This window comes from Paraburkholderia metrosideri, from assembly GCF_904848625.1.
Lineage (GTDB): Bacteria > Pseudomonadota > Gammaproteobacteria > Burkholderiales > Burkholderiaceae > Paraburkholderia > Paraburkholderia metrosideri.
Window position 1 is genome coordinate 50304 of the sequence record NZ_CAJHCP010000008.1, and the last position, 25653, is coordinate 75956.

Consider the following 25653-nt stretch of genomic DNA (forward strand, 5'->3'; position numbering starts at 1 on the left):
ACTCATGGATACGTCCAGCATCAACGCCCAGAGCATTTTCGACGACAACGCCGCCATGCTGAAACTCAGCTGGCTGACGGGGCATGAAGGCTGGGAGCGCGGCTTTTCTTCGGAATCGGTCGCCAATGCCACGTCGAGCGCCGACCTTGTCGGCCACTTGAATCTGATCCACCCCAACCGGATCCAGGTGCTCGGCGACGCCGAAATCGACTACTACACACGCCAGGCCGACGACGACCGCTCGCGCCACATGGCCGAACTGATCGCGCTGGAACCACCGTTCCTGGTAGTGGCGGGCGGCGTCGCGGCGCCGCCGGAACTGGTGCTGCGTTGCACGCGCTCGTCCACCCCGCTGTTCACCACGCCAATGTCCGCGGCAGCGGTGATCGACAGCCTGCGTCTTTACATGTCGCGCATTCTCGCGCCGCGCGCCACGCTGCACGGTGTGTTTCTCGACATCCTCGGCATGGGTGTGCTGCTCACCGGCGACTCGGGCCTCGGCAAAAGCGAGTTGGGTCTCGAGTTGATCAGCCGCGGTCACGGTCTCGTGGCCGACGACGCAGTGGATTTCGTGCGCCTCGGTCCCGACTTCGTCGAAGGACGCTGCCCGCCGCTGCTGCAAAACCTGCTCGAAGTGCGTGGTCTGGGCCTGCTCGACATCAAGACGATTTTCGGTGAAACGGCCGTTCGTCGCAAAATGAAGCTGAAGCTGATCGTGCAACTGGTACGCCGTCCTGACGGCGAATTCCAGCGGTTGCCGCTGGAAAGCCAGACCGTCGACGTGCTCGGCCTGCCCATCAGCAAGGTCACGATTCAGGTGGCCGCGGGCCGCAACCTCGCAGTGCTGGTTGAAGCGGCCGTGCGCAATACGATCCTGCAACTGCGCGGCATCGATACACTGCGCGATTTCATGGATCGCCAGCGCCTTGCGATGCAAGACCCCGACAGCCAGTTTCCCGGCAAACTGATCTGAGTTCGCTACCCCGTGAAACGCCTGCGGCGAAGCTCTGCCCGCAGGGACGTGCACGGGGACCAGATGCTATGATGAAACGTACTGTTTCGACGACGCCATGCGCATAATCCTGATCACCGGTATATCCGGCTCCGGCAAGTCAGTTGCCCTGAACGCGCTTGAAGACGCAGGCTATTACTGCGTCGACAATCTGCCGCCGCGTTTTCTGCCGCAACTCGCCACCTACCTCGCCGAAGACAAGCAGGAACGTCTGGCGGTCGCGATCGACGCACGATCCAGCGCATCGCTCGACGAAATGCCCGCGATGATCCGCGACCTGTCGCGCTCCCACGACGTGCGGGTGCTCTTCCTGAGCGCGAGCACGCAGTCGCTGATTCAACGTTTCTCCGAAACACGCCGCCGTCATCCATTGTCCGGCTCCACTGCGCACGACGCGGATGTCGGCCTGCTTACGTCGCTCGCGGAAGCCATCGAGCGTGAACGCGAACTCGTCGCGGGCCTCGCCGAATTCGGCCATCAGATCGACACCAGTAATCTGCGCGCGAACGTGTTGCGCGCGTGGGTCAAACGCTTCATCGAGCAGGAAGATGCGGGGCTCGTGCTGATGTTCGAATCGTTCGGATTCAAACGTGGCGTGCCGCTCGATGCCGATTTCGTTTTCGATGTACGCACGCTGCCCAACCCGTACTACGATCATGAATTGCGGCCACTCACAGGCCTCGACAAACCGGTGATGGATTTTCTCGATGCGTTGCCGGTCGTGCATGAAATGATCGACGACATCGAGAATTTTCTCGCCAAATGGTTGCCGCATTTTCGCGACGACAACCGCAGTTACCTGACCGTCGCGATCGGTTGCACGGGTGGCCAGCATCGTTCTGTGTTCATAGCGGAGACGCTTGCCGCGCGTCTCGCAGCATCGGCAAATGTGATTGTGCGGCACCGCGATGCGCCGGTTGACGCCGACGAATCATCGAAGTTAGTGGCTTAACCGGCCGCATTGCGCGGCCTCAACTCGAAGCGTTGCGCCATGTCTTCTACTTCTACTGTGCTTGCTGATGTGCCGCTGTTCCCGCTGCATACGGTGCTATTCCCCGATGGGCTCCTGCCACTGAAAATCTTCGAAGCACGCTATCTCGACATGGCGCGCGAATGTCTGCGTGAAAAGACACCGTTTGGTGTCTGCATGCTGAAAAGCGGCGCGGAAGTGGCGCGCGAAGAGGAGCCTTCGGTACCCGAAGCGATCGGTTGTCTGGCTGAAATCGAAGAGTGCGATGTCGAAGCGTTCGGCATGCTGCTGATTCGCGCCCGAGGCACGAAGCGTTTCCGGCTGCTGTCGCATCGCGTGGAAAGTAGCGGTTTGCTGGTCGGGATGGCGGAGCCGCTTGGTGAGGACGCACCGCTCGAAGGCAATGAGCTGCTGGCAAAATTCGGTGCGTGTGCGGAGGTGCTTGAGCGGATCATCGCGACGATCCGCGAACGGGACCCTGACAGCTTGCCATTCGCGGAGCCGTTCAGGCTTGAGGATCCGTCGTGGGTATCGAACCGGCTGGCCGAAGTGCTGCCGATTGCATTGCGCGCCAGACAGAAGCTGATGGAGCTACTGGACGCCGGCGCGCGGATCGACGTGGTTCATCACTATATGCAGCAGCATCAACTGCTTTGAATCCGGCGATACGCGCGGGCCGGATTTAAAGCCGATTCGTCATCTTCGGCAGATTCGTCAGATCAACGAACCCTGCAAACTGTCCAGTAGCTTGCGGACTGGCGCGGGCACGCCGAACGAGTCCAGATCGCCAAGCCCGACCCATGCTGTGTCCGCGTCGCCCAATGCAGCCAACCCGCCAACGCCGGCATCCAGTTCTGCGAGCCGTGGCTCGATATCCAGCTTGAAATGCGTGAACACGTGGGTGAACGGAGCAAGCGCCGCGATCACACCGTCGCCGCCGAAACTGCGCGCGCGCTCGGCGAGCGAGGCTTCGTCGGTCGCTTCGGGCAGGCTCCACAAGCCGCCCCAGATGCCTGACGGCGGGCGCTTTTCCAGCATTACCGCGTTGCCGTCGCGCAGCACCAGCATCCATGTACGACGGGTCGGCACAAGTTTCTTCGGACGCGATGTCGGCAATACGCGCTGGCGTCCCGTGACATTGGCCACGCAATCCGGCGCGAACGGGCAACGCAGACAGTCCGGCTTGCCGCGCACGCACAACGTTGCGCCCAGGTCCATCAAACCTTGCGTATAGGAACTGACTTCGTCGTCCGATGCATTCGACGGCAGCAGCGATTCCGCGAGCGTCCACATCGCGTTTTCAACTTTCTTTTCGCCCGGAAACCCTTCGACTCCGAACACGCGCGCGAGCACCCGCTTCACGTTGCCGTCGAGAATCGTTGCACGCGCGCCGAACGCGAACGACGCGATGGCGGCCGCAGTAGACCGGCCAATGCCCGGCAACTCCGCAAGTTCTTCAACCGATGCAGGAAACGCGCCGCCATGCTGTTCGACCACGACCTGCGCGCAGCGGTGCAGGTTGCGAGCCCGGGTGTAGTACCCGAGGCCGGCCCACAGCGCCATGACGTCATCGGAGGGCGCGGCGGCGAGCGCGGCGACATCGGGAAAACGCGCGAGAAATTTTGCGTAGTACGGAATCACCGTCGACACCTGCGTCTGCTGAAGCATGATCTCCGACAGCCAGATGCGATACGGGTCGCGTGTGTTCTGCCACGGCAAATCGTGACGGCCATGCATGCGCTGCCACGCAATCAGTCGCGCGGAAAAATCGGGCATGGCGGGAAAAACTGGCATCTCCGACCCGGCGGACGAACCGGAACGCGAAGATGCACGCGGTGTTAAGCGAGAAGGCATTGAGGATTTTCTAGCGCTGACAGGTGGGACAGAAATACGTGGAACGCTGCCCCTGCACGATCTGTTTGATCGGCGTTTCACACACGCGGCACGGCAGCCCCGCGCGATCATAGACGAAATAGTCGAGCTGGAAGTAACCGCTCTCGCCATCGCTGCCCACGAAATCGCGCAGCGTGCTGCCGCCCTTCTCGATCGCGGCGGCAAGCGTCACCCGCACGGCGTCCGCCAGCAGATCGTAGCGCACCAGTGAGACACGGCCGGCTGCGGTGGTCGGTCGGATACCCGCGCGAAACAGGCTCTCCGACGCATAAATATTGCCCACGCCCACGACGATCTCACCGGCCAGCAACGCCTGTTTCACCGATACCTTGCGTCCACGTGTAAGCCGATGCATCAACGCGCCGGAAAAAGCGGGCGAGAACGGTTCGACGCCGAGTCCCGCGAGCAGCGGATGCTCAAGGATGTCGCCAGCTTCCCGCGGATGCCACAACACCGCGCCAAAGCGCCGGGGATCGCGGTAGCGCAAAATGAAGTCGTCGAAGATCCAGTCGACGTGATCGTGTTTTGCCGCCGCTGGCGGATGCGGAACGTGACGTAGCACTCGCAGCGTTCCAGTCATGCCAAGATGCACAATGAACCAGCCAGCGTCGAGCTCGAACAGCAGATACTTGCCGCGCCGCTCCACTTTACGCACCACGTGGCCGCGCAAGGTGTTCGCAAGGTCGGTCGGAATCGGCCAACGCAACGCGGGCGTACGCACATCGACGCGTTCTACCTTGCGCCCGGACACATACGGTTCGATTCCCCTTCGGGTAACCTCAACTTCTGGCAACTCTGGCATGTCTGACTGGTCTGCAACTTGCGTGAGTGGTGGTGCGCTTATTGTAGCGAGCGCGTTACAATCGTCCGAAACATTGAACGGATTTCCATGAACTTGTCCTTCGTGAAGCTGTTTTCGAAGCGCCCGGCTAGCGCATCCCGCGTACCGCACGCCGTGTCCGCTCGCCGCCTGCTCGGTGCAGCAGCGCTTGCTGTCTGGGCGCTGGCTGCCGTACCCGCGCACGCGCAGGACCCGTCACCCGACTCGGACGACACCACGGTCACGTTGCCCGACCCGCTGGGGCCGGCTTCGGCGGAAGATCAGAAATCCCTGCCCGACGTGCCGTTGTCGAGCCAGATCGTATTCCAGGTGCTCGCCGCCGAAGTTGCTTTGCAACGCGACCAGCCGGCGCCCGCCTATCAAACTTACCTCGCCCTTGCGCGCGACACGCACGATCCGCGCATGGCTCAGCGTGCCACCGAAATCGCGCTGGCTGCGCAAAGCCCGTCCGACGCGTTGACCGCCGCGCAATTGTGGCAGCAGTATGCGCCGAGTTCGGAGCGCGCCGCGCAACTCGACGCGTCGCTGCTCGTGTTGTCCGGCAAGCCTGACGACGCAGAGCCGATCCTTGCCCGCGAACTCGCGCGAGTACCCGCTGACAATCGTGGCAGCGCGATCCTCGCGTTGCAGATTCTGCTGTCGCGCGGTCCGAACCGGATTGGTGGGCTGCACGTGCTGCAAGATCTGCTGAAAAACGACATGGACCGGCCGGAAGCGCAATTGGCTATCGCCCGTCAGCAGATTCTTTCCGACGACGCACCGGGCGCGCGCAAGTCGCTCGAACAGGCGCTTACGCTGAAGCCCGACTACCTGCCGGCGGCGCTCACGCTGTCGCAGATGGGCCCGGAAGAGCGCAAGGAAGGCATCGCGTCACTCGAAAAGTACGTGCAGCAGAACCCGAAATCGCACGACGCGCGTCTTGCGCTGGCGCAGATGTATCTCGCCAGCGACCGTCTGGACGACGCGCAGAAGCAGTTCGAGATCATGCACAAGGCCAACGCGAACGACCTCACACCGTTGATGGCGCTCGCGCTGATCAAGATTCAGCAGAAGGATTTCAACACCGCGCAGACTTATCTGACGCAATACGCGCAGCAGGCTGAGAAAACGCCGGGCGCCGATGCGGGTCAGGCGTACATCTATCTTGCGCAGTTGTCGCTCGAACAGAAGAACGAAGCGGCGGCGAGCGACTGGCTGAACAAGATCGCACCATCGAGCCAGCAATACGTGCCGGCACAGATCACGCGCGCGCAACTGCTCGCCAAACAGGGCAAGACCGACGACGCGCGCAAGCTGCTCGCCGAATTGCAAACGCCCGACGCGCGCGACCTGGCGCTGGTCGCCCGCACCGACGCGGCGATCCTGTTCGACGCGAAGCGTTACCCGGAAGCGGAGGCGCGCCTGCAGCAAGCCACGGCAGCATTCCCCGACGACCCCGATCTCGCGTACGACTACGCGATGGCCGCGGAAAAGAACGGCCATTACGACGTCATGGAAGCGCAGTTGCGCAAGCTGATCCAGACGCAGCCGGACAATCCGCAGGCGTACAACGCGTTGGGCTACTCGCTCGCAGACCGCAACCAACGCCTGCCGGAAGCGGACAAACTGGTCGAGAAGGCATCGTCGCTCGCACCTAACGACGCATTCATCATGGACAGCGTCGGCTGGGTCAAATACCGGATGGGCGACACGACGGACGCGATCAAGCTGCTGCGCAAGGCGTACGACATGCAGCCGAACGCCGAAATCGGCGCGCACCTCGGCGAAGTACTGTGGAAGAGCGGCGATCAGGATCAGGCACGTGCGGCTTTCCGCGAGGCGCGCAAGCTCGAACCGGATAACGACACGCTGGTTAAAACGTTGCAACGTCTTCAGGTGAACGATCTTTGATGCATCTTTCCCGTTTGATTTCCTTTCCCCGGGCGCCGCGCGGTGCGGCACTCGGCTTCGTGGCGGCAGCAGTCGTGGCGCTGGCCGGTTGTGCGTCGGTGAAACCTCAAGGACCGTCCACGTCGAATGCGGCGACCTCGGTCACGGCGCAAACCAGCCGTTCTTATCAGGGCCGTTTTTCGATCCAGTACAACGATAAGTACGGCACGCAGCGCAATGTTTACGGCAATTTCTCGTGGCAGGAAACGGGCGACACCGTCACCATCCAGTTGCGCAACCCGCTTGGCCAGACCTTGGCGATTGTCACTTCATCGCCCGCTTCGGCCACACTGGAATTGCCGAACCGTCAACCGTTCACCGCGGATAACGTCTCCACGCTGATGCAGAACACCCTCGGTTTCGCGCTGCCGGTCGAAGGGCTGCGTTACTGGCTGCAGCCTTCGCCGGCGCCTACGTCGCGCGCGAAGACCGAGAATGACCCGGACCAGCCGTCGCGTCTGAAGCAGATCACGCAGGACGGCTGGACCATCGACTACCTTGCCTACGCCGACGCACCCGCCACTGGCGTGAAGCGTCTGAATCTGAGCCGCGCCGAGCCGCCGCTCGATATCAAGCTCGTGCTGGATCAGTAACCTACGTTCATTGGCGCAACCGTGCCGCTTCTTCGACGCCACCCGGCGCATGTAGCCTCGACTCATGATTGAAACGACCGACTCGCTGCGCGATTGCCTCGCGCCAGCGAAAATCAACCTCTTCCTGCACATCACCGGCCGTCGGCCGGATGGGTACCACACGCTGCAAACGGTTTTCCAGTTGCTCGACTGGGGCGACACACTGCATTTCACGCGACGCAACGACGGCCTCGTTACGCGCAGCACCGAAATCGCGGGCGTGCCGGCGGAACATGACCTTACCGTGCGCGCAGCCGCGCTGCTGAAAACGCACACCGGCTCGACGGAAGGCGTGAACATTGAAATAGAGAAGCGTCTGCCGATGGGCGGCGGTCTTGGCGGCGGCAGTTCCGACGCGGCAACGACACTGCTTGCGCTCAACCGCTTGTGGAAACTCAACGTGCCGCGCAAGGAGTTGCAGGAACTGGCGTTGAAACTCGGCGCAGACGTGCCCTTTTTTGTTTTTGGGAAAAATGCGTTTGCACAGGGTGTCGGAGAGACTTTAGACGTTGTACAATTGCCGCCGCGTCACTTCCTGGTAGTGACGCCGAGGGTGCAGGTTCCGACTGCAGCGATTTTTTCCGAAAAAGCGTTGACAAGAGATTCGAAACCCCTCACAATTACGGACTTTCCTGCAGAACTTAGCTGCAACATTGACTGGCCGGAAAGTTTTGGCCGGAATGACATGCAGCAGGTTGTCGTAGGAAAATACGCGGAAGTAGCGCAAGTGTTGCGATGGTTTGAAAGTATCGCACCAGCGCGGATGTCTGGATCAGGTGCAAGTGTTTTTGCAGCGTTCCGTAGTAAAGCTGATGCAGAAGCGGCGCAAGCCAAACTGCCACGCGAATGGAGCAGCGCAGTAGCACAAGGTCTCGATCAGCATCCACTCTTTACTTTCGCGTCATAAGTTTTGCATCGTCGAACGAAACTCCACGTTCGGCGGAGCTCAAAGTTAGTGTAGGGGAGTCGCCAAGCTGGTTAAGGCACCGGATTTTGATTCCGGCATGCAAAGGTTCGAATCCTTTCTCCCCTGCCAAAATTTCTCGCATTTCCCCTCGCCCCCCAGCCTGAAGCAGGTGCATGATGAGCAGCCATGACGGCCTGATGGTTTTTACTGGCAACGCGAATCCCGCGCTTGCACAGGAAGTCGTCAAAATCCTCGGTATTCCCCTCGGCAAAGCAATGGTTAGCCGTTTCTCTGACGGTGAAATCCAAGTCGAGATTCAGGAAAACGTACGTGGTAAGGACGTCTTCGTCCTGCAATCTACGTGCGCACCGGCGAACGACAACCTGATGGAACTGATGATCATGGTCGATGCGCTCAAGCGCGCATCCGCTGGCCGGATCACTGCTGCCATCCCCTACTTCGGTTATGCCCGTCAAGATCGTCGCCCGCGTTCTGCGCGCGTCGCCATTTCGGCGAAGATCGTGGCGAACATGCTGGAAATCGCCGGCGTTGAGCGGATCATCACGATGGATCTGCATGCCGACCAGATTCAAGGCTTCTTCGACATCCCGGTCGACAATATCTACGCTACGCCCGTGCTGCTCACCGATCTGCGCAAGCAGAACTACGAGAACCTGCTGGTCGTTTCGCCGGACGTCGGCGGCGTGGTGCGTGCCCGGGCATTGGCGAAGCAGTTGAACTGCGATCTCGCGATCATCGACAAGCGTCGTCCGAAAGCGAATGTCGCTGAAGTGATGAACATCATCGGTGAAGTCGAAGGCCGTACCTGCGTGATCATGGACGACATGGTCGACACCGCCGGCACGCTCTGCAAGGCAGCTCAGGTGTTGAAGGAACGCGGCGCGAAGCAGGTGTTCGCTTACGCTACCCACCCGGTTCTGTCGGGCGGTGCAGGCGAGCGTATCGCAGCATCCGCACTCGACGAACTCGTTGTCACAGACACGATCCCGCTCGGCGAAGAAGCCCGCTCGTGCGCAAAGATCCGTTCGTTGACCAGTGCCGGCCTGCTTGCCGAAACGTTCTCGCGCATTCGTCGCGGCGATTCGGTGATGTCGCTGTTTGCTGAAAGTTAAGTATTTGCGAAGACGCAGCGTGTTGCTTTAAGCAGCCGCTGCGTTTTTGCACAATCGGCGCGAGCGAACGAAGGTTCGTGCCGCAGCTCTGGGGCCTCAGCCGTAATGGCTTGCGGGCCCCGTTTTTACTGCCTGGTCGCGGGCAGTGCATTGGAGATTCAACATGAAAGTAGTCGCTTTCGAGCGTTCTTTGCAAGGTACGGGTGCGAGCCGCCGCCTGCGTAACTCGGGCAAGACCCCGGGCATCGTATATGGCGCTGGTGCTGAAACGCAATTGGTCGAACTGGACCACAACGCACTTTGGCACGCGCTGAAGAAAGAAGTTTTCCATTCGTCGATCCTCGAACTGGAAGTTGCTGGCAAGAACCAACAGGTTCTGCTGCGCGACGTGCAATACCATCCGTTCCGTCAGCTCGTGCTGCACGTGGACTTCCAACGTGTCGACGCTTCGAAGAAGCTGCACACCAAGGTGCCGCTGCACTTCATGAACCAGGAATCGAACCCGGCAGTGAAGCTGTCGAGCGCGGTGATCTCGCACGTCATCAACGAAATCGAAATCGAGTGCCTGCCGTCGGCACTGCCGGAATTCCTCGAAGTTGACCTCGCAACGATCGAAGCTGGTCATTCGGTTCACGCTAAAGACATCAAGCTGCCGGCAGGCGTTTCGCTGGTTGCTCACGTCGAAGCAGAAAACCCGGTCGTCGCAGCTGCAACGATCCCGGCTGGCGCAATCGCTGAAGGCGACGCCGCTGCTGCTGCCGAAGGCGAAGCACCGGCTGCTTAAGAACCTGTCAGGTTCAGAGCAAGCAATCCTCTCGATCCGTTTCAATGAAACGGTCGATGTGACCCGCCGAGGTTCTCCCCGGCGGGTTTTTTTTCGGTTTTTTTCGGCCCGGCCGCATTCGCGTGTCGAGCCAGATGGACCTACGCAATCATGATCAAGCTGATCGTCGGGCTCGGCAATCCGGGCGCCGAATATACCGCGACCCGCCACAATGCCGGCTTCTGGCTAATTGACCAACTGGCGCGCGAAGCGGGTACGACACTGCGCGATGAACGGCGCTTCCACGGTTTCTACGCCAAAGCGCGGCTTCATGGCGAGGAAGTGCATCTGCTGGAACCGCAGACGTATATGAACCGCTCCGGTCAATCCGTCGTCGCGGTGGCACAGTTCTTCAAGATTCTTCCCGATGAGATTCTCGTCGCGCACGACGAACTCGACATGCCGCCTGGCAGCGTCAAGCTGAAGCTGGGCGGTGGAAGCGGCGGTCACAATGGTTTGAAAGACATCACCGCGCATCTTTCGTCGCAGCAATATTGGCGGTTGCGGATCGGCATTGGCCATCCGCGTGACCTGATTCCTGAAAGCGCGCGAGCCGGCGCAAAACCGGACGTCGCCAACTACGTGCTGAAACCACCGCGGCGTGAAGAGCAGGAAGTGATCGACGCATCGGTCGAGCGTGCGCTCGCCGTGATGCCGCAGATTATCAAGGGCGAACTCGAACGCGCGATGACGCAATTGCATCGCAATCCCTGAGTTGCACCGCTCGTAGATGGATCGCCGCCATTACCGTATCGACAGGAGAATCGCTTGAGCCGCTATTGGAGTGACATCGTTCACCGTCTGACGCCATATGTGCCGGGCGAGCAGCCCGTGCTTGCGCATCCGGTGAAGCTGAATACCAACGAGAATCCGTACCCACCTTCGCCGCGCGTGCTCGATGCAATCCGGCGTGAACTGGGCGAAGCCGGCGAGTCGTTGCGTCGCTACCCAGATCCGACCGCGCTCAAATTGCGCGAAACGGTGGCCGCGTATCACGGCATACACGCAAACCAGATCTTCGCGGGCAACGGCTCGGACGAAGTGCTGGCGCTGACGTTCGAGGCATTGCTCAAGCACGATAAGCCTTTGCTGTTTCCAGATATCACGTACAGCTTCTATCCGACCTACGCGCGGCTTTTCGAAGTTGAATACCGGACGATTCCGCTCGACGACAGCTTCGCAATCAACGTCGACGACTACGTTGCGCCGAACGGCGGCGTACTGTTTCCGAATCCGAATGCGCCGACCGGACGTCCTTTGCCGCTCGCCGACATCGAGCGTCTGCTGCTGAAAAATACCGAGTCCGTCGTGGTGATCGACGAAGCCTACGTGGATTTCGGCGCTGAGTCGGCGATCACGCTGATTGATCGCTACCCGAATCTGCTGGTTGTTCAGACGGTGTCGAAGTCACGTTCATTGGCCGGTATGCGCGTGGGCTTTGCATTTGGCAATGCCGAATTGATCGACGCGCTGAATCGCGTGAAGGACAGTTTCAACTCATACCCGCTCGACCGGCTGGCGCAAGCCGCCGCCACCGCGGCTTATGAGGACGATGGATGGTTTCGCGACAATTGCGCGAAGGTCATCTCGAGCCGTGAGCGGCTGGCGGCGGGCTTGACTACATTGGGATTCGACGTGGTGCCTTCCGCCGCAAACCTGCTGTTTGCTCGTCATCCGGGGCACGATGCGGCCACACTAGTGCTGCGACTTCGGGAGCGGGAGATTTTCGTGCGCCATTTCAAGGCGCCTCGAATCGACCAGCATCTGCGGATCTCGGTCGGCACCGACGCCGAGTGCGAAATTCTGGTCAACGCGCTACGCGAGATTTTCGGCGCTTAATCGAACTGCGCAACGCGGCGCTCACAACAAAGTGCGCGGCAAAAAAAACGGCGAGGCCCAAGCCTCGCCATTTTTTTATCCGTCCCGACACTGTCAGACTAAGACACTCATTCGCCTTTTTCTGCCTGCAGCGCGTGGTACTTAGCCATCAAGCCGTCAGGCGTCTCCAGATGAGCGGGATCGCGCGGAATACACTCGACCGGACATACCTGAATACACTGCGGCTCGTCGAAATGCCCGACACACTCGGTACATTTCTTCGGGTCGATCACATAGATTTCCGGGCCCATCGAAATTGCGTCGTTAGGGCACTCGGGCTCGCACACGTCGCAATTGATGCATTCGTCGGTAATCATCAAGGCCATACTTCTCTCACTTCACGCCAGCCGAAGCCAACTTTGATCCGTCAAACCGACAGTTTATGCCGGTTACAGCTGCGCCGCCGAAGCGCCGCCATTCGGATCGAGCGCAGCAACCTTTTCCGTCAGCCATTTCTCGACTGAAGGAAACACGAACTTGCTGACATCGCCGCCCAATTGGGCGATTTCGCGCACGATCGTGCCCGAAATGAACTGGTACTGGTCGGATGGCGTCATGAACATGGTTTCGACGTCGGGCAGCAAATAGCGGTTCATGCCCGCCATCTGGAACTCATATTCGAAGTCCGACACGGCACGCAAACCACGCACGATTACCCGTGCATTGTTGCTGCGCACAAAATCCTTCAGCAGGCCTTTGAAACTCATGACCTGAACGTTCGGATAATGCCCAAGCACTTCATGAGCAATGTCGAGGCGCTCTTCCAGCGTGAAGAACGGCTTCTTGTTGCGGCTGTCGGCCACGCCCACCACCAGCGTGTCGAAAATGCTCGACGCGCGCCGAACGAGGTCTTCGTGACCGCGCGTCAGCGGGTCGAACGTACCCGGGTACACGGCGACTACCATGAGACTTCTCCTCTCTTCAGACAAAGGGGGCACGTCAAAGCGTCGACACGACGCATTTGGCACCGACTGCGCGCGTGACTATAAACTGACCGGCGCTTATTTTGGAACGCGCATTATTCCTTATTTTCGCGCTGCAGCAAATGAAAGTGGACAGCGCCGGCTTTGCCTTGACGCACGATTTCCCAGCCGGCAAGCGACTCGTTGCCGTCGAGCTCGAGCGCCTCGGCCGCTTCTACATAGAGAAACCCTTCGGCGGCGACGAGCGGCACGGCCAGCGTGAGCGCCTTGCCAAGCAGATCGCCGTCGAACGGAGGATCGAGAAACACGACCTCGAACGAACCGGGCGCGAGACTCGCGGCGAGACGCAAACCGTCGGCTTCTGCGATTTCGATCGTGCGCGCCGCCAGGCGTTCCTGGTTGGCGCGCAACTGGGCGGCAGCACGCGCATTGCGCTCCACCATGACAACCCGCGCCGCGCCGCGCGAGGCGGCTTCAAAGCCCAACGCGCCACTGCCGGCGAACAGATCGAGGCAGCGTTGGCCGTGCAGATCCTGGCCGAGCCAGTTGAACAGCGTCTCGCGGACCCGGTCGGGCGTGGGACGCAAGCCGTCGAGGTCGAGGACAGGCAACGGTGTGCGTTTCCAGTCGCCGCCAATAATACGGATGGCGTGCGGCTTACCGCCTTTGGACGAGGCGCCATGAGCGCGTGATGGTGCTGAACGGGGCATGCAGTTTCGATTACTTTGTGAAGGTGCTCGCACCGTCGATATGTGCGAGCTGGAGCGCCAACGTTACCACAGGGGCGGCTGGCGTCCAGCCTGGCCGTTCGGCCAATACGACGGGCAGCGGCGCGCCTGATAAAATGTGCGGCTTCCAGCGCCTTGCATCCCGCAAACGCAACGCTGCCTGCCGCTTCCGCCGGTTCGTACCGGCTGCGCGCATCGGCGCGCGCTCTCACCACGCCAGATCATGTTCAGCTTTTTCAAACGATTCAAGGGTTCGAAAGAGTCCGATACCGCGGCAGACGAGTCGCATACGGCGGCGGAAGGCTCGTTGCCTGAAATCGCCGCTGAAGCGCCTTTGGCGGCACCTGCTCGAGTCGACACGCCGGCGCCCGCAGTTCAAGCCGTTCCGGCCGTCATCGAGCCCGAGCCCGAACCCGAAATCGAGCCCGAAGAATCCGCACTCGAAACTGCCGAAATCGTCCCGCCGCCCGCGCAGGACGCCAGCGCCAAGCGCTCGTGGCTAACGCGGCTGAAAACCGGCCTGTCGAAAACGAGTTCGAGCCTGACCGGTATTTTCGTCGGCACGAAGATCGATGAAGATCTGTACGAAGAACTCGAAACTGCGCTGCTGATGTCGGACGCGGGCGTCGAAGCCACCCAGTTCCTGCTCGATTCGCTACGCGAGAAAGTGCGCAGCGAGCGTCTTACCGATCCGCAGCAGGTCAAAACCGCGCTGCGCACGCTGCTGATCGACCTGCTCAAACCGCTGGAAAAATCGCTAATGCTCGGTCGCGCGCAGCCGCTCGTCATGATGATCGCCGGCGTGAACGGCGCGGGCAAAACCACCAGTATCGGCAAGCTCGCCAAGCATCTGCAGAGCTTCAACCAGTCGGTGCTGCTGGCTGCAGGCGACACGTTCCGCGCCGCTGCTCGCGAACAATTGGCCATCTGGGGTCAACGCAACAACGTGACCGTGGTGTCGCAGGAAAGCGGCGATCCGGCTGCGGTGATCTTCGACGCGGTCGGCGCTGCGCGCGCGCGCAAGATCGACGTGATGATGGCGGACACGGCCGGCCGTTTGCCGACCCAGTTGCATCTGATGGAAGAGCTGCGCAAAGTGAAGCGCGTGATCGGCAAAGCGCATGACGGCGCACCGCACGAGGTGCTGCTGGTGATCGACGCGAACACTGGTCAGAACGCGCTCGCGCAGGTGAAAGCGTTCGACGACGCGCTCGGCCTCACCGGCCTGATCGTCACCAAGCTCGACGGCACGGCAAAGGGCGGCATTCTCGCGGCAATCGCGCGGCAGCGTCCAATTCCGGTGTACTTCATCGGCGTCGGCGAAAAGGTCGAGGATTTGCAGCCGTTCAGTGCGGAAGAGTTCTCGGACGCGCTGCTGGGCGGTTGAACGGTCGCCAGCCAAAGTCAAAGGGGCACTCCGAACGGAGTGCCCCTTTTTTCATTCAAGCGGCCCGGACATCAAACCGCTAACGGGCCGTCACCTCACTCCGCGTCCGGCTGAGCGCCAGGCGCCGCGCGGGCGAACGCATCGATCTGCATTGCGTGATCGTAAATACGTTGAATGGTTGAATACTTCGCAGTGTCCACCTTGAAGCGCTGAGCGTTGAACACCTGCGGGATCAGACAGGCGTCGGCCAGCGTCGGCGTGTCGCCGAAACACAGCTTGCCGGTCCGTGCGCTCCCCGCCAGATGCGCGTCCAGCGTCGCAAAACCTGCTTCGATCCAATGCCGGTACCACGCGTCTTTCGCGTCGTCGTCAACGCGTAAAGTGTGCTTCAGATACTTCAGCACACGCAAATTGTTGAGCGGGTGAATCTCGCACGCCACCTGCAACGCCACCGAGCGCACGTACGCGCGATCGGCAGGCGTGCCGGGCAGCAACGGCGGCTCGGGATGCATCTCCTCCAGATACTCGATGATGGCGAGCGACTGTGGCAGCACCTCATGGCCGTCGACCAGCGTCGGCACGATGCCGTCCCCGTTCACCTTGCGATATTCGGGCTTGAGTTGCTCACCGCCTTCACGCACGAGGTGCACGGGCACGTAGTCGTACGGCAGATTCTTCAGGTTCAGCGCAATGCGCACGCGATAGGACGCCGAGCTCCGGAAATAGCTGTAGAGCTTCATGTTCTCTGTCTCCTCCACGCCCGAATGCATCAGACGACGCGCACGCTGAACTCGCCGAGCCCGTCCACGCCACCCTTCATCAGATCGCCCTTGACGACGGCGCCGACGCCTTCCGGCGTGCCGGTGAAAATCAGATCGCCGGGTTGCAGCTCGAACAGCGTCGACAGATAAGCGACCGTCTCGGCCACCGACCAGATCAGCTGCGACACGTCCGAGCGCTGCTTGTCCTCGCCATTCACCGACAACCAGATCGCGCCCTTACCCACATGACCGACCGTCGCTGCCGGGTGAATCGGGCCGAGCGGCGCCGAGTGATCGAAACCCTTGCCGGTGTCCCACGGGCGGCCCATTTTCTTCGCTTCGCCTTGCAGGTCGCGGCGCGTCATGTCGAGCCCGAGCGCGTAACCGTAGACATGGTCGAGCGCGCTTTCAACCGGAATGTTCTTGCCGCCCTTGCCGATCGCCGCGACCATTTCCATTTCGAAGTGGACGTTTTTCGTCAGCGACGGATACGGAAACTCACCGGTCTCGCCTGGCGCGACGTACACCACGGCATCGGCAGGCTTGCTGAAAAAAAACGGCGGCTCACGATCGGGATCGTGTCCCATCTCGCGCGCGTGGGCTTCGTAATTGCGCCCGACGCAGTAGATGCGGCGCACCGCGAACTGTTCGCTGGATCCCACGACCGGCACCGCTACCTGCGGTGCGGGTGCAAATACGTAACTCATGCCGCTCTCCATTCTTTGATTGATGCCGCCGCTGCGGCGATAAAACATCGAGTGTAACGCGCTGCCAGGTGCGATGCGTGGCAGTCCGGCAAGGACGCATAACGGTCCCCTACGAAGGTAATACGAAGGTAATACGACGGGCTTACGACGCCCGTACGACGCTGCTGGCGACGCTCGTTCAAAGGCCACGCTGCCGGCGTGCTGTCTCGTGGAATCGTCATAGATGCGATACTCACGCCAGATAACGTCCCTTGAATACCGTGGCGAACCGTTGCATGGCGGCGCGCCACCACGTCCCATTGCGCCCGATGACCGATTCCGCCGACACCGACACCGCCACCGCCCCCCTCTTCCCCTGCGCCCGCTTCATCAAGGAAATCGGCCGCGGCCCGAATGGCGCCCGCGCGCTGACCGCCGACGACACGCGCGCGCTGTACACCGCGATGCTCGACGGCCAGGTGGCTGACCTCGAACTCGGCGCGGTCCTGCTGGCTTATCGCGTGAAGGGCGAAACCGCCGACGAACTCGCCGCGATGCTGGCCGGAGCGCACGCGTCGTTCGAGCCGGTTCATCTGCCGCAGGCCGAGTTCCGGCCCGTGTCGATTCCGTCTTACAACGGTGCGCGCAAACAGCCGAATCTGGTGCCGCTGCTGGCGCTCTTGCTGGCGCGCGAAGGTGTGCCGGTGCTGGTGCACGGCGTGACCGACGATCCGGGTCGCGTGACCAGCGCGGAAATTTTCACGCATCTGCAGATTCCACATGCCCAGTCGCATGCCGATATCGAGGATGGTCTGGCCGAGCGCCGTCTCGCGTTCGCCTCAGTCGACGTGCTCGCGCCGAAACTCGCGCGGCTTCTCGCGCTGCGCCGCCGGATGGGGGTGCGCAACTCGACTCATACGCTCGTGAAGATTCTTCAGCCGTTCGCACCGGCCGGGCTGCGGCTGGTGAACTACACGCATCCGCCGTATCGGGACAGTCTCACGCAACTGTTCAACACGCATCCGGATGCGGCGGCTGGCGGCGCATTGCTCGCGCGTGGCACCGAGGGCGAGGCGGTCGCGGACACGCGACGTCAGGTGCAGGTCGACTGGTTGCACGACGGCGTATGCGAAACACGCGTACCGCATGAGCGCTCGTCGCCCGATGCGCCTGAGGTCGAGATGCCCGAAGCGCGCGACGCGCAGACAACGGCCGCATGGATCAGTGCGGTGCTACGCGGCGAAGCGCCGGTGCCGGGAGCGATCGAGCGGCAGGTTGAGTTGATTGTGGATGTGGCGAAGACGGCGGCTTGAAGCGGTGAAGGTCCGACGAAAACAAGCCGTCTGATAGACGTCACTCAAGCGCACACCGCGTTGCCTGCCACGCAATCAGCCGCCATTGCCCATCTTCCTGCGTGTGAATGGCGGTGTACGCGATCGGGAACAACAGCGCCCCATTATTCGCTTCCATCTCGATCAACACGCGCCCTGTGACCACACACGTCTCGCGCCCTACAGTCAGCACGTCCTGCGACTGCACTTCGATCTGTCGGTAACGGCGGCGCCCGCCCGTAATTCCGTCGATGAACTGCCGCTTCGTTTCACGCTTGCCGTTCGTGTGAACGTAGCTCACGTTGTCCGCGAGCAGCATATCGAGCGACTGCCCGTCGCCGTCGACCATCGCGCGAAAGCGCTCTCGCTCGAGTCCGCGAATCGCTTCGATTAACTTTGCCGCCATTGCTCAGCCCCTTGCACCGGTAGGCCGAACGGGGCCACGGTCGTCAGAAGTTATATTGCAAATATAGCTGGCTGAAATTTATACCAGGATTGGGCTCTTTGATACCGCCATTGGAAATATGCTGGAAGCGGTAACCGGCCAGGTACTGCTGACGACTGCCGAACTGCAGTCCGACGCCGGCCATGTCGGCAAACTGGAACGCGGTGCCGACCGAGAAGGTCGAAGAAATGCGTGTAGTCGACAGCAGCCGAATACCGGCCCCCACTTCGAAATAAGGGCGCACCAGCCCCGAACTCTTGATGAAGCGGATCACGGGCGTCACGCCGATCTCACCGATGTCGTCGTGCACGTTACCTTCATTGGTATGCCACCAGGACGCGTGCGCTTCGCCGATCAGCGAAAAATGCCAGTCGCCGATGTACCACCACGTCAGATTCGGGTCCCAAGCCAGGCCCAGATCCAGTTTCTTGATATGCCGGTCGCCGATGCCGCCCGCAATCTGCACGCCGAACTGGTCGGCGCAAGCCAATCCGGAAGCGCTGAAGAGAAAGGTCGCCAGAGCGCCTTTTAGAGCCAGACCATGAAAAGCATTCTTTTTGTTGTCCATCTAACACCCGCACCAGCAGACGGTTATCAGTGCACTTCTCTTTTGCGTATTCTAAGACTATCTCAATTTGGTGGATCGTATGAATAAGCGGGCATTTCCGCAATTACTGATCTCGATTTCAGAAAAAATCGGCTATTAATAAGAGTTTTGACGTCACACCCGGTAAGTTCTACGCGCTGCACGCCCTACGGAAAATGAGCGTAACATGGCTATTGAAATTCAAATTTCAATAGGAATTTGCGGAACTTGGATGACCCTACGGCCTCTAAGTATTAGCACTCGGTAAATCAGAGTGCTAACATCCAACGCTGGAGTCGTTTACTGAATACGCTTTTGTCTGATTCCAAAGGAGTTTTTTACGTGAGCCATGCAATGACCCTTCCGAGTACTCTGAGCCCGTCGTCGGCTAAGGCCGCTTCGGCAGGTGCACTGGCGCTCTCGCATTCCTCTATGCTGCCCGGTCAACTGGGCAATATCGACGCCTACATCCAGGCCGTTAATCGGATTCCGATGCTGACGCCGGCGGAAGAACGCCAGTTCGCCACCGAATTTCGCGAGCAGGACGACCTGCAGTCCGCGCGCAAGCTCGTCCTGTCGCACCTGCGGCTGGTCGTGTCGATCGCGCGCAACTATCTGGGTTACGGATTGCCGCACGCCGACCTGATCCAGGAAGGCAATATCGGCCTGATGAAGGCCGTGAAGCGCTTCGACCCCGAGCAGAACGTGCGCCTCGTGTCATACGCGATGCACTGGATCAAGGCAGAGATCCACGAATACATTCTGCGCAACTGGCGGATGGTGAAGGTCGCCACCACCAAGGCGCAGCGCAAGCTGTTCTTCAACCTGCGCAGCCACAAGCAGGGCCTGGGCGCGTTCACGCCGGACCAGATCGACGATCTGGCCAAAGAACTGAACGTGAAGCGCGAAGAAGTTTCTGAAATGGAAACGCGCTTGTCCGGCGGCGACATCGCGCTGGAAGGTCAGGTCGAAGACGGCGAAGAGTCGTACGCGCCGATCGCCTATCTCGCCGATTCGCATAGCGAACCGACCGCCGTGCTGGCCTCGCGTCAGCGTGACAAGCTTCAAAGCGACGGTATCGCAAGTGCGCTCGACGCACTGGACGCCCGCAGCCGCCGCATCATCGAGGCACGCTGGCTGAAGGTGGAAGATGACGGTTCGGGCGGCTCGACGCTGCACGAACTGGCTGACGAGTTCGGCGTGTCGGCTGAACGCATCCGTCAGATCGAAGCTAGCGCGATGAAGAAAATGCGCGGCGCGTTGACCGAATACGCGTAACGCCTGAAGCCCGCGGCAAGCCGGCCTGCCCGGCAATATCAGCCCGCATCGGCTCACCGCCAGACTGCCGCAAAGCCCCGCCCTCGTAAGACGGCGGGGCTTTTTTTCGCCCGTCGCATCGCGCCTCCCGATGGATCGCGCGCCCCCGCCTCATCGGCGCGGAACCAGGCCTGACGTTCAAAGGCTTTCTTGACGTATCTCAAACCACATTGCAATACTGACTAAACGCGGCGAATTTCGCGACACAACGCCGCGCTGCTGACGCAGTGAGCGCAAGGTTCCGCTCCTAAAATCGGGGTGCACTATCCAGGCCGCGACAACGCCCTGGATCCGGCCGGTTCCACCGGTGTGAAGTCGAATTCGACCGATCATGACCATAGCCCTCAATCGCAGCACCACCCGCCGTTCACGCTGGCGTCAGCGGTTCACCCGATGGGTGCGTGGTCCGACCATGGCACGGGACGTGGCCATTGTCCTCGCCATCAAGTTCGTTCTGCTGATGGCGCTCAAGTACGCGTTTTTCAATCATCCGCAGGCGGAGCATATGAGCATGCCGCCTGAACAGGTCGCGCAGGCATTGTTGTCCGTGCCTGCTTCGCATCCGTCTCAAGGTGATCAACATGCCCGTTAGCGAAGTCGTAGAACTGTCGCGCCTCCAGTTCGCCATCACGGCGCTTTATCACTTTCTGTTCGTGCCGCTCACACTCGGGCTGTCGTGGCTGCTGGTCATCATGGAGTCGGTTTATGTGATGACCGGCAAACAGATTTATAAAGACATGACGCAGTTCTGGGGCAAGCTCTTCGGCATTAACTTTGCAATGGGCGTAGCCACCGGTCTGACGCTGGAATTCCAGTTCGGCACCAACTGGGCGTACTACTCGCATTACGTCGGCGACATTTTCGGCGTGCCGCTCGCCGTTGAAGGCTTGATGGCCTTCTTCCTCGAATCGACCTTCGTCGGCCTGTTCTTCTTCGGCTGGAAGCGGCTGTCGCGGATCCAGCATCTGATCGTCACGTTCTTCGTCGCGCTCGGCTCGAATCTGTCCGCGCTGTGGATTCTGGTCGCCAACGGCTGGATGAATAATCCGGTCGGCGCGACCTTCAACTATCAGACCATGCGGATGGAACTCGACAGCATCTTTTCCGTGCTGTTCAACCCGGTCGCGCAGGTCAAGTTCGTGCACACCGTGTCGGCAGGTTATGTGACAGCGGCGATGTTCGTGCTCGGTGTGTCGTCGTGGTATCTGCTGAAGCGTCGCGACACCGAATTCGCGCTGCGCTCGTTCGCGATTGCCGCGGGTTTCGGACTGGCGTCCACGGTTTGCGTGATCATTCTCGGCGATGAATCGGGTTACACCACCGGCGAAGTTCAGCAGGTGAAACTCGCCGCCATCGAATCCGAATGGGAGACCATGCCCGCTCCGGCATCGTTCACGGTCTTCGGCATTCCGAATCAGAAGGAACAGCGTACGGACTATGCGATCCGCGTTCCGTACGCGCTCGGCATCATTGCAACCCGTTCGCTCGATGAACCCGTGATCGGCCTAAAGGACCTGATCACGCGCAATGAGGCACGCATCAAGGAAGGCATGGTCGCCTACGCGGCGCTGCAAAAGCTGAAGCAGGGCGAGGCCACCGACGAAGCCAAAGCCGACTTCGAAAATCACAAGGACTATCTCGGCTACGGCCTGCTGCTCAAGCCGTTCACTGCGAACGTCACCGACGCCACGCCCGATCAGATTGCTCAGGCGGCCGAACGAACCATCCCGCCGGTGTTGCCTTTGTTCTTCTCGTTCCGGCTGATGGTCGGACTCGGCCTGCTGTTCCTCGCAACCTTCGTGCTGGCGTTCTGGTTCTGCGCGCAACGCACGCTGCTGCTGGAGAAACGCCGCTGGTTCCTGCGCTGGGCCGTGTGGGCGATTCCGTTGCCATGGCTTGCGGCTGAGTTCGGCTGGATCGTCGCGGAAATGGGGCGTCAGCCGTGGAGCATCGCCGGTATTCTGCCGACCAACCTGGCCGCGTCGAGTCTGACGCCACGCGACCTTTATCTGAGCATTGCCGGCTTCGTGCTGTTCTACACGGTGTTGTTCATCATCGAAATCATGCTGATGTTCAAGTACGCGCGGCTCGGCCCTTCGTCGCTGCACACCGGCCGTTACCACCATGAAACCGAACAGCCGCTGAATCAGCCGCTGCCGATCACCCCGGCCGTCTGATGCGCCACTGCCGCGCTACAAGGGAACCACAATCATGGATTACGCAACCCTCAAACTGATCTGGTGGGTATTGATCGGCGTGCTGCTGATCGGCTTCGCGCTGACCGACGGCTTCGACATGGGCGCGGCTATTCTGCTGCCGTTCATCGCGAAAACCGATGCTGAGCGACGCATCGTCGTGAACACGGTTGGCGCGACATGGGAAGGCAATCAGGTCTGGCTCGTCACCGCAGGCGGCGCCATGTTCGCCGCGTGGCCGCTTGCTTATGCAGCGTCGTTCTCGGGGTTCTACTTCGCGATGCTGCTGATTCTGTTCGCGCTGTTCTTCCGGCCGGTCGGTTTCGACTATCGCGGCAAACGTGAAAACCCACGCTGGCGCACCGCGTGGGACTGGGGTCTGTTCGTGGGCGGGTTCGTCCCTGCGCTGGTATTCGGTGTCGCGTTCGGCAACCTGCTGCAAGGCGTGCCGTTTTCGTTCGATACCGATCTGCGCGTCACGTACTACGGCGGCTTCTTCGGCCTGCTGAATCCGTTCGCGGTGTTGTGCGGTCTCGTCAGTGTGTCGATGCTGACCGCGCACGGCGCGGCTTTCGTGAGAATCAAGTCTGATGGTGTGGTCGCTGAACGCGCGGGGCTGGCGCTGCGCATCGCCGCGCTTTGCGCCGTCGTGCTGTTCCTGATTGCCGGCGCGCTGATTGCGACAATGATCGGCGGCTATCAGGTTGTCGATGCGCCGCCGCTCGACGCGGTCGCCAATCCGTTGATGAAAACCGTGATCGGCGCACCCGGTTTGTGGCTCACCAACTACGCCACTTATCCGTGGATGGTGATCGCGCCGCTTGCCGGCCTGGTCGGCGGCGTACTGGCGTTATTGCTGGCGCGTTCGCGCTTTGAAAAGATTGCGTTTCTGTCGACCTCGCTGATGATCATCGGCGTGATTCTGACGGCCGGCTTCTCGATGTTTCCGTTCATCATGCCGTCGTCGCTCGACGGCCGCAGCAGTCTGACCATGTGGGATTCGACGTCGAGCCGTCTGACGCTGCAGATCATGCTAGTCGCTGTGATTATTTTCCTGCCGCTCATTCTGATCTATACGGGCTGGGTCTATCGCGTGATGCGCGGCAAGGTAACCGCGGCCGCGCTCAAAGAAAATCACCATTCGATGTATTGAACGGCATTGCGTCCGACAGGAGTGTGCGATGTGGTATTTCAGCTGGATTCTTGGGGTCGGTGTGGCGCTGTCGTTCGGCCTGATCAACGCGTTGTGGCTCGAATCGGCCGGCGCGCGGATCGACGTCAGACGATCCGATCGACGTTAAAAGCAGTGGTTCGGGCCACAGTTTGCCGGCCAATGCAAAAGCGGCACCCTGAATCGAATCAGGGTGCCGCTTTTTTATGGCTGCTAGCGCTCGTGGACGAGCGGCATGAGCCGGGTCGTCAGCGTTGCATCATCACGCGGGCAGAGGTGTCGCGCCGCCGGTCTGCGAGATGCGCGTGGCCAGCTTGTCGGCGTAACGCTGCGCCGAGTCGCCGACGACGATGTGGAATGTATCCGCCGACACCCATGCGGTATCGAGCGAAGCCAGACGCTGGCGATCCACCGCCGACGGATCGCGCACGACGATCCGCAGACGCGTCGACGCCACCGCATCCAGCGATGCCACGTTACCAGCGCCGCCGAACACGGCGAGCCAGCGCAGCGGATCCGGGTCGAGCGGACCGCCGTGCCCGCCATCCGCAGATGCAGCGGCCGGGGCCGGTGCAGCAGCGGCAGCAACCGGAGCCGCGGCAACCGCCGGCTTGACCGCCTCACCACCACCCTGCGCGATCACGGTACGAATTTCATCCGCGATGATGTCCGCTTCCGGTCCAATGATCACCTGGACAGCGGTCGCGCCACGCTTGAGCACACCGCGCGCGCCGATCGTCTTCAGTTCGCTTTCGGAAACCTTGTTCGGATCGACTACCGACAGACGCAGACGCGTCGTGCACGCATCCACCACCGACAGATTCGCTGCACCGCCCAGCGCCGCGATATAACGCTGCGCACGCGGTACAGCAGCACCGGCTACCGGCGACACAAAACCACCCGTCGAAAACGAATCGACCTGTTCGTCAGCGGCAGCGGGTTCGCGGCCCGGCGTCGCCATATTGAACTTGCGGATGAAGAAGCGGAACAGACCGTAGTACACCACCGAGTACACGATACCGATCGGAATCGCCCACCAGCCTTTGGTCGACAGACCGTAGTTCAGCACGTAGTCGATCGCGCCAGCGGAGAACGTGAAGCCGAGGTGAATGCCGAGCGCGGAGCAGATCGCGAGCGACAGGCCCGTCAGCAGCGCATGGATCACGTACAGCACCGGTGCGAGGAACATGAAGCTGAATTCGATCGGCTCGGTCACGCCCGTCAGGAACGAGGTGAGCGCCATCGAGGCCAGCAGGCCGAACACCATCGCGCGACGTTCTTTCGGTGCTTCGTGATACATCGCGAGACACGCGGCCGGCAGGCCGAACATCATCACCGGGAAGAAGCCGGTCATGAACGTTCCTGCGGTCGGGTCACCCGCGAAGAAGCGATGCAGATCGCCCGTCACCGCTGCGCCGCCCGGCGGCGTGAAGCTGCCGAACACGAACCACGTCAGCGAATTCAGGATGTGATGCAGACCCGTGACCAGCAGCAGACGGTTCAGCACGCCGAACACGAATGCGCCGAGCGCGCCCGCCGTGGTCAGCCAGTGGCCGGCCGTATCGATCACGGTCTGCACCGGCTGCCACACGTAGCCGAACACAATGCCGAGTATCAGACAGACCACCCCCGTGACAATCGGCACGAAGCGTTTCCCTCCGAAGAACGCGAGGTAATCGGGCAGCTTGATGTCCTTGTACTTGTTGTACAGCAAGCCCGCGACGATACCCGCCACGATCCCGGACAACACGCCCATGTTCAGCTTGTCGTTGATGTCCTTCATCACCGCGATCTGGACCAGATAGCCGATCGCACCCGCAAGGCCCGCGACGCCGTTGTTGTCCTTCGCGAAACCCACCGCCACGCCGATGGCAAACAGCAGCGGCAGATTGTCGAAGATCGCGCCGCCCGCGTCGGCAATCATCTTGATGTTGAACACATCGGGCTGGCCGAGGCGCAGCAGCAGGCCGGCGACCGGCAGCACTGCAATCGGCAGCATCAGCGCGCGTCCCAGGCGCTGAATCTTCAGAAACGGATTCCCATCCATTGATATCTCCAATCCTTGTCTCGTGGTCGTTAAATGTTGTAGCTATGGGTACTCATCC

27 protein-coding genes and 1 tRNA gene are annotated in these 25653 nt (G+C 60.9%); 18 read left to right on the plus strand and 10 right to left on the minus strand.

Translation table 11 applies throughout. From position 1 onward, the window contains the following. Positions 1–4: 4 nt before the first annotated feature. The 3 genes from hprK to LMG28727_RS18620 all read left to right on the plus strand — a co-directional run bounded on the left by hprK (position 5) and on the right by LMG28727_RS18620 (position 2639). Entirely contained in the window at positions 5–973 is a 969-nt protein-coding gene (gene hprK, locus LMG28727_RS18610) for an HPr(Ser) kinase/phosphatase (protein ID WP_074762928.1), read from the plus strand. Positions 974–1070: 97 nt separating this feature from the next. After that, on the plus strand, positions 1071–1964 hold the full coding sequence (gene rapZ / locus LMG28727_RS18615; RefSeq protein WP_201643784.1) for an RNase adapter RapZ: 894 nt from the start codon (positions 1071–1073) through the stop codon (positions 1962–1964). Between the two features lie 39 nt (positions 1965–2003). Continuing rightward, positions 2004–2639, plus strand: coding sequence for an LON peptidase substrate-binding domain-containing protein (locus LMG28727_RS18620; RefSeq protein ID WP_201643785.1), 636 nt, complete (start codon positions 2004–2006; stop codon positions 2637–2639). Positions 2640–2696: 57 nt separating this feature from the next. Here the strand turns inward: LMG28727_RS18620 and mutY are convergent, their stop codons facing one another. Next, the gene (gene mutY / locus LMG28727_RS18625) at positions 2697–3836 is read right to left on the minus strand and encodes an A/G-specific adenine glycosylase (protein WP_201643786.1); all 1140 of its coding nucleotides are present in this window, start codon (positions 3834–3836) and stop codon (positions 2697–2699) included. Between the two features lie 10 nt (positions 3837–3846). Next, positions 3847–4677, minus strand: coding sequence for a bifunctional DNA-formamidopyrimidine glycosylase/DNA-(apurinic or apyrimidinic site) lyase (gene mutM, locus LMG28727_RS18630; protein ID WP_201643787.1), 831 nt, complete (start codon positions 4675–4677; stop codon positions 3847–3849). An 87-nt stretch (positions 4678–4764) separates the two neighbouring features. Between mutM and LMG28727_RS18635 the strand changes: the two genes are divergently transcribed. The 8 genes from LMG28727_RS18635 (at position 4765) to hisC (ending at position 11979) form a co-directional block, all read left to right on the plus strand. Beyond that, positions 4765–6606, plus strand: coding sequence for a tetratricopeptide repeat protein (locus LMG28727_RS18635; RefSeq protein WP_201643788.1), 1842 nt, complete (start codon positions 4765–4767; stop codon positions 6604–6606). Next, on the plus strand, positions 6606–7238 hold the full coding sequence (lolB, locus tag LMG28727_RS18640; protein WP_201643789.1) for a lipoprotein insertase outer membrane protein LolB: 633 nt from the start codon (positions 6606–6608) through the stop codon (positions 7236–7238). The genes LMG28727_RS18635 and lolB overlap by 1 nt, the downstream gene beginning before the upstream one ends. Positions 7239–7302: 64 nt before the next feature. After that, a complete protein-coding gene (ispE, locus tag LMG28727_RS18645; protein WP_201643790.1) occupies positions 7303–8184 on the plus strand; it encodes a 4-(cytidine 5'-diphospho)-2-C-methyl-D-erythritol kinase in 882 nt (293 codons plus the stop codon). Between the two features lie 52 nt (positions 8185–8236). Next, a tRNA-Gln gene (locus LMG28727_RS18650) sits at positions 8237–8313 on the plus strand. Between the two features lie 47 nt (positions 8314–8360). Beyond that, positions 8361–9317: a ribose-phosphate pyrophosphokinase gene (locus LMG28727_RS18655; protein ID WP_201644122.1), complete on the plus strand. Its 957-nt coding sequence runs from the start codon at positions 8361–8363 to the stop codon at positions 9315–9317. 163 nt (positions 9318–9480) lie between these two features. Next, on the plus strand, positions 9481–10101 hold the full coding sequence (locus LMG28727_RS18660) for a 50S ribosomal protein L25/general stress protein Ctc (protein WP_201643791.1): 621 nt from the start codon (positions 9481–9483) through the stop codon (positions 10099–10101). Positions 10102–10251: 150 nt separating this feature from the next. Next, positions 10252–10854 carry an aminoacyl-tRNA hydrolase gene (pth, locus tag LMG28727_RS18665; protein WP_201643792.1) on the plus strand — a complete coding sequence of 201 codons (603 nt, stop codon included), beginning with the start codon at positions 10252–10254 and terminating at the stop codon, positions 10852–10854. A gap of 54 nt (positions 10855–10908) precedes the next feature. Continuing rightward, complete coding sequence (gene hisC / locus LMG28727_RS18670) at positions 10909–11979, plus strand: histidinol-phosphate transaminase (protein WP_201643793.1); 1071 nt, start codon at positions 10909–10911, stop codon at positions 11977–11979. A 107-nt stretch (positions 11980–12086) separates the two neighbouring features. Here hisC and LMG28727_RS18675 read toward each other — a convergent pair whose 3' ends face one another. From LMG28727_RS18675 to rsmD, 3 genes are all read right to left on the minus strand, one after another. Beyond that, positions 12087–12344: a YfhL family 4Fe-4S dicluster ferredoxin gene (locus LMG28727_RS18675; protein WP_201643794.1), complete on the minus strand. Its 258-nt coding sequence runs from the start codon at positions 12342–12344 to the stop codon at positions 12087–12089. 63 nt (positions 12345–12407) lie between these two features. Next, positions 12408–12923, minus strand: a complete 516-nt coding sequence (gene coaD, locus LMG28727_RS18680) for a pantetheine-phosphate adenylyltransferase (protein WP_201643795.1) — start codon at positions 12921–12923, stop codon at positions 12408–12410. A 113-nt stretch (positions 12924–13036) separates the two neighbouring features. Then, on the minus strand, positions 13037–13651 hold the full coding sequence (gene rsmD / locus LMG28727_RS18685; protein WP_201643796.1) for a 16S rRNA (guanine(966)-N(2))-methyltransferase RsmD: 615 nt from the start codon (positions 13649–13651) through the stop codon (positions 13037–13039). Between the two features lie 241 nt (positions 13652–13892). On the opposite strand from rsmD, the gene ftsY reads away from it, so the two are divergent. Further along, positions 13893–15056: a signal recognition particle-docking protein FtsY gene (ftsY, locus tag LMG28727_RS18690; RefSeq protein ID WP_201643797.1), complete on the plus strand. Its 1164-nt coding sequence runs from the start codon at positions 13893–13895 to the stop codon at positions 15054–15056. 95 nt (positions 15057–15151) lie between these two features. Here ftsY and maiA read toward each other — a convergent pair whose 3' ends face one another. Both maiA and LMG28727_RS18700 read right to left on the minus strand, forming a co-directional pair. Further along, the gene (gene maiA / locus LMG28727_RS18695) at positions 15152–15796 is read right to left on the minus strand and encodes a maleylacetoacetate isomerase (RefSeq protein ID WP_201643798.1); all 645 of its coding nucleotides are present in this window, start codon (positions 15794–15796) and stop codon (positions 15152–15154) included. A gap of 29 nt (positions 15797–15825) precedes the next feature. Further along, on the minus strand, positions 15826–16524 hold the full coding sequence (locus tag LMG28727_RS18700) for a fumarylacetoacetate hydrolase family protein (protein WP_201643799.1): 699 nt from the start codon (positions 16522–16524) through the stop codon (positions 15826–15828). 308 nt (positions 16525–16832) lie between these two features. On the opposite strand from LMG28727_RS18700, the gene ybiB reads away from it, so the two are divergent. Continuing rightward, positions 16833–17816 (plus strand): DNA-binding protein YbiB, encoded by a 984-nt coding sequence (ybiB, locus tag LMG28727_RS18705; protein ID WP_201643800.1) that lies wholly within the window; start codon positions 16833–16835, stop codon positions 17814–17816. A 40-nt stretch (positions 17817–17856) separates the two neighbouring features. Here the strand turns inward: ybiB and LMG28727_RS18710 are convergent, their stop codons facing one another. Continuing rightward, a complete protein-coding gene (locus tag LMG28727_RS18710; RefSeq protein WP_201643801.1) occupies positions 17857–18240 on the minus strand; it encodes a nuclear transport factor 2 family protein in 384 nt (127 codons plus the stop codon). A 43-nt stretch (positions 18241–18283) separates the two neighbouring features. After that, on the minus strand, positions 18284–18847 hold the full coding sequence (locus LMG28727_RS18715) for an acyloxyacyl hydrolase (protein ID WP_201643802.1): 564 nt from the start codon (positions 18845–18847) through the stop codon (positions 18284–18286). Positions 18848–19207: 360 nt separating this feature from the next. On the opposite strand from LMG28727_RS18715, the gene rpoH reads away from it, so the two are divergent. From rpoH to cydX, 5 genes are all read left to right on the plus strand, one after another. Next, positions 19208–20143 (plus strand): RNA polymerase sigma factor RpoH, encoded by a 936-nt coding sequence (gene rpoH / locus LMG28727_RS18720; protein WP_201643803.1) that lies wholly within the window; start codon positions 19208–19210, stop codon positions 20141–20143. 370 nt (positions 20144–20513) lie between these two features. Further along, positions 20514–20774 carry a cytochrome oxidase putative small subunit CydP gene (gene cydP / locus LMG28727_RS18725; protein ID WP_201643804.1) on the plus strand — a complete coding sequence of 87 codons (261 nt, stop codon included), beginning with the start codon at positions 20514–20516 and terminating at the stop codon, positions 20772–20774. Continuing rightward, complete coding sequence (locus LMG28727_RS18730; RefSeq protein WP_201643805.1) at positions 20764–22359, plus strand: cytochrome ubiquinol oxidase subunit I; 1596 nt, start codon at positions 20764–20766, stop codon at positions 22357–22359. Before cydP ends, LMG28727_RS18730 begins: the two co-directional genes overlap by 11 nt. A 34-nt stretch (positions 22360–22393) precedes the next feature. Then, positions 22394–23530 (plus strand): cytochrome d ubiquinol oxidase subunit II, encoded by a 1137-nt coding sequence (gene cydB / locus LMG28727_RS18735; RefSeq protein WP_201643806.1) that lies wholly within the window; start codon positions 22394–22396, stop codon positions 23528–23530. A 28-nt stretch (positions 23531–23558) separates the two neighbouring features. Further along, entirely contained in the window at positions 23559–23678 is a 120-nt protein-coding gene (gene cydX / locus LMG28727_RS18740; RefSeq protein ID WP_201643807.1) for a cytochrome bd-I oxidase subunit CydX, read from the plus strand. A gap of 132 nt (positions 23679–23810) precedes the next feature. Here cydX and nagE read toward each other — a convergent pair whose 3' ends face one another. Then, on the minus strand, positions 23811–25595 hold the full coding sequence (gene nagE, locus LMG28727_RS18745; protein ID WP_201643808.1) for an N-acetylglucosamine-specific PTS transporter subunit IIBC: 1785 nt from the start codon (positions 25593–25595) through the stop codon (positions 23811–23813). Positions 25596–25653 lie beyond the last annotated feature (58 nt).

Bases quoted from the DNA above. Each gene is read 5' to 3' on its own strand.
- ftsY (WP_201643797.1), top strand. From the start codon at position 13,893: ATGTTCAGCTTTTTCAAACGATTCAAGGGTTCGAAAGAGTCCGATACC.
- LMG28727_RS18675 (WP_201643794.1), bottom strand. From the start codon at position 12,344: ATGGCCTTGATGATTACCGACGAATGCATCAATTGCGACGTGTGCGAG.
- LMG28727_RS18660 (WP_201643791.1), top strand. From the start codon at position 9,481: ATGAAAGTAGTCGCTTTCGAGCGTTCTTTGCAAGGTACGGGTGCGAGC.
- mutM (WP_201643787.1), bottom strand. From the start codon at position 4,677: ATGCCAGAGTTGCCAGAAGTTGAGGTTACCCGAAGGGGAATCGAACCG.
- cydX (WP_201643807.1), top strand. From the start codon at position 23,559: ATGTGGTATTTCAGCTGGATTCTTGGGGTCGGTGTGGCGCTGTCGTTC.
- lolB (WP_201643789.1), top strand. From the start codon at position 6,606: ATGCATCTTTCCCGTTTGATTTCCTTTCCCCGGGCGCCGCGCGGTGCG.
- coaD (WP_201643795.1), bottom strand. From the start codon at position 12,923: ATGGTAGTCGCCGTGTACCCGGGTACGTTCGACCCGCTGACGCGCGGT.
- cydB (WP_201643806.1), top strand. From the start codon at position 22,394: ATGGATTACGCAACCCTCAAACTGATCTGGTGGGTATTGATCGGCGTG.
- mutY (WP_201643786.1), bottom strand. From the start codon at position 3,836: ATGCCTTCTCGCTTAACACCGCGTGCATCTTCGCGTTCCGGTTCGTCC.
- maiA (WP_201643798.1), bottom strand. From the start codon at position 15,796: ATGAAGCTCTACAGCTATTTCCGGAGCTCGGCGTCCTATCGCGTGCGC.
- LMG28727_RS18715 (WP_201643802.1), bottom strand. From the start codon at position 18,847: ATGGACAACAAAAAGAATGCTTTTCATGGTCTGGCTCTAAAAGGCGCT.
- ispE (WP_201643790.1), top strand. From the start codon at position 7,303: ATGATTGAAACGACCGACTCGCTGCGCGATTGCCTCGCGCCAGCGAAA.
- LMG28727_RS18730 (WP_201643805.1), top strand. From the start codon at position 20,764: ATGCCCGTTAGCGAAGTCGTAGAACTGTCGCGCCTCCAGTTCGCCATC.
- pth (WP_201643792.1), top strand. From the start codon at position 10,252: ATGATCAAGCTGATCGTCGGGCTCGGCAATCCGGGCGCCGAATATACC.
- rapZ (WP_201643784.1), top strand. From the start codon at position 1,071: ATGCGCATAATCCTGATCACCGGTATATCCGGCTCCGGCAAGTCAGTT.
- hprK (WP_074762928.1), top strand. From the start codon at position 5: ATGGATACGTCCAGCATCAACGCCCAGAGCATTTTCGACGACAACGCC.
- LMG28727_RS18655 (WP_201644122.1), top strand. From the start codon at position 8,361: ATGAGCAGCCATGACGGCCTGATGGTTTTTACTGGCAACGCGAATCCC.
- LMG28727_RS18620 (WP_201643785.1), top strand. From the start codon at position 2,004: ATGTCTTCTACTTCTACTGTGCTTGCTGATGTGCCGCTGTTCCCGCTG.
- rsmD (WP_201643796.1), bottom strand. From the start codon at position 13,651: ATGCCCCGTTCAGCACCATCACGCGCTCATGGCGCCTCGTCCAAAGGC.
- LMG28727_RS18635 (WP_201643788.1), top strand. From the start codon at position 4,765: ATGAACTTGTCCTTCGTGAAGCTGTTTTCGAAGCGCCCGGCTAGCGCA.
- ybiB (WP_201643800.1), top strand. From the start codon at position 16,833: ATGACCGATTCCGCCGACACCGACACCGCCACCGCCCCCCTCTTCCCC.
- nagE (WP_201643808.1), bottom strand. From the start codon at position 25,595: ATGGATGGGAATCCGTTTCTGAAGATTCAGCGCCTGGGACGCGCGCTG.
- LMG28727_RS18710 (WP_201643801.1), bottom strand. From the start codon at position 18,240: ATGGCGGCAAAGTTAATCGAAGCGATTCGCGGACTCGAGCGAGAGCGC.
- cydP (WP_201643804.1), top strand. From the start codon at position 20,514: ATGACCATAGCCCTCAATCGCAGCACCACCCGCCGTTCACGCTGGCGT.
- LMG28727_RS18700 (WP_201643799.1), bottom strand. From the start codon at position 16,524: ATGAGTTACGTATTTGCACCCGCACCGCAGGTAGCGGTGCCGGTCGTG.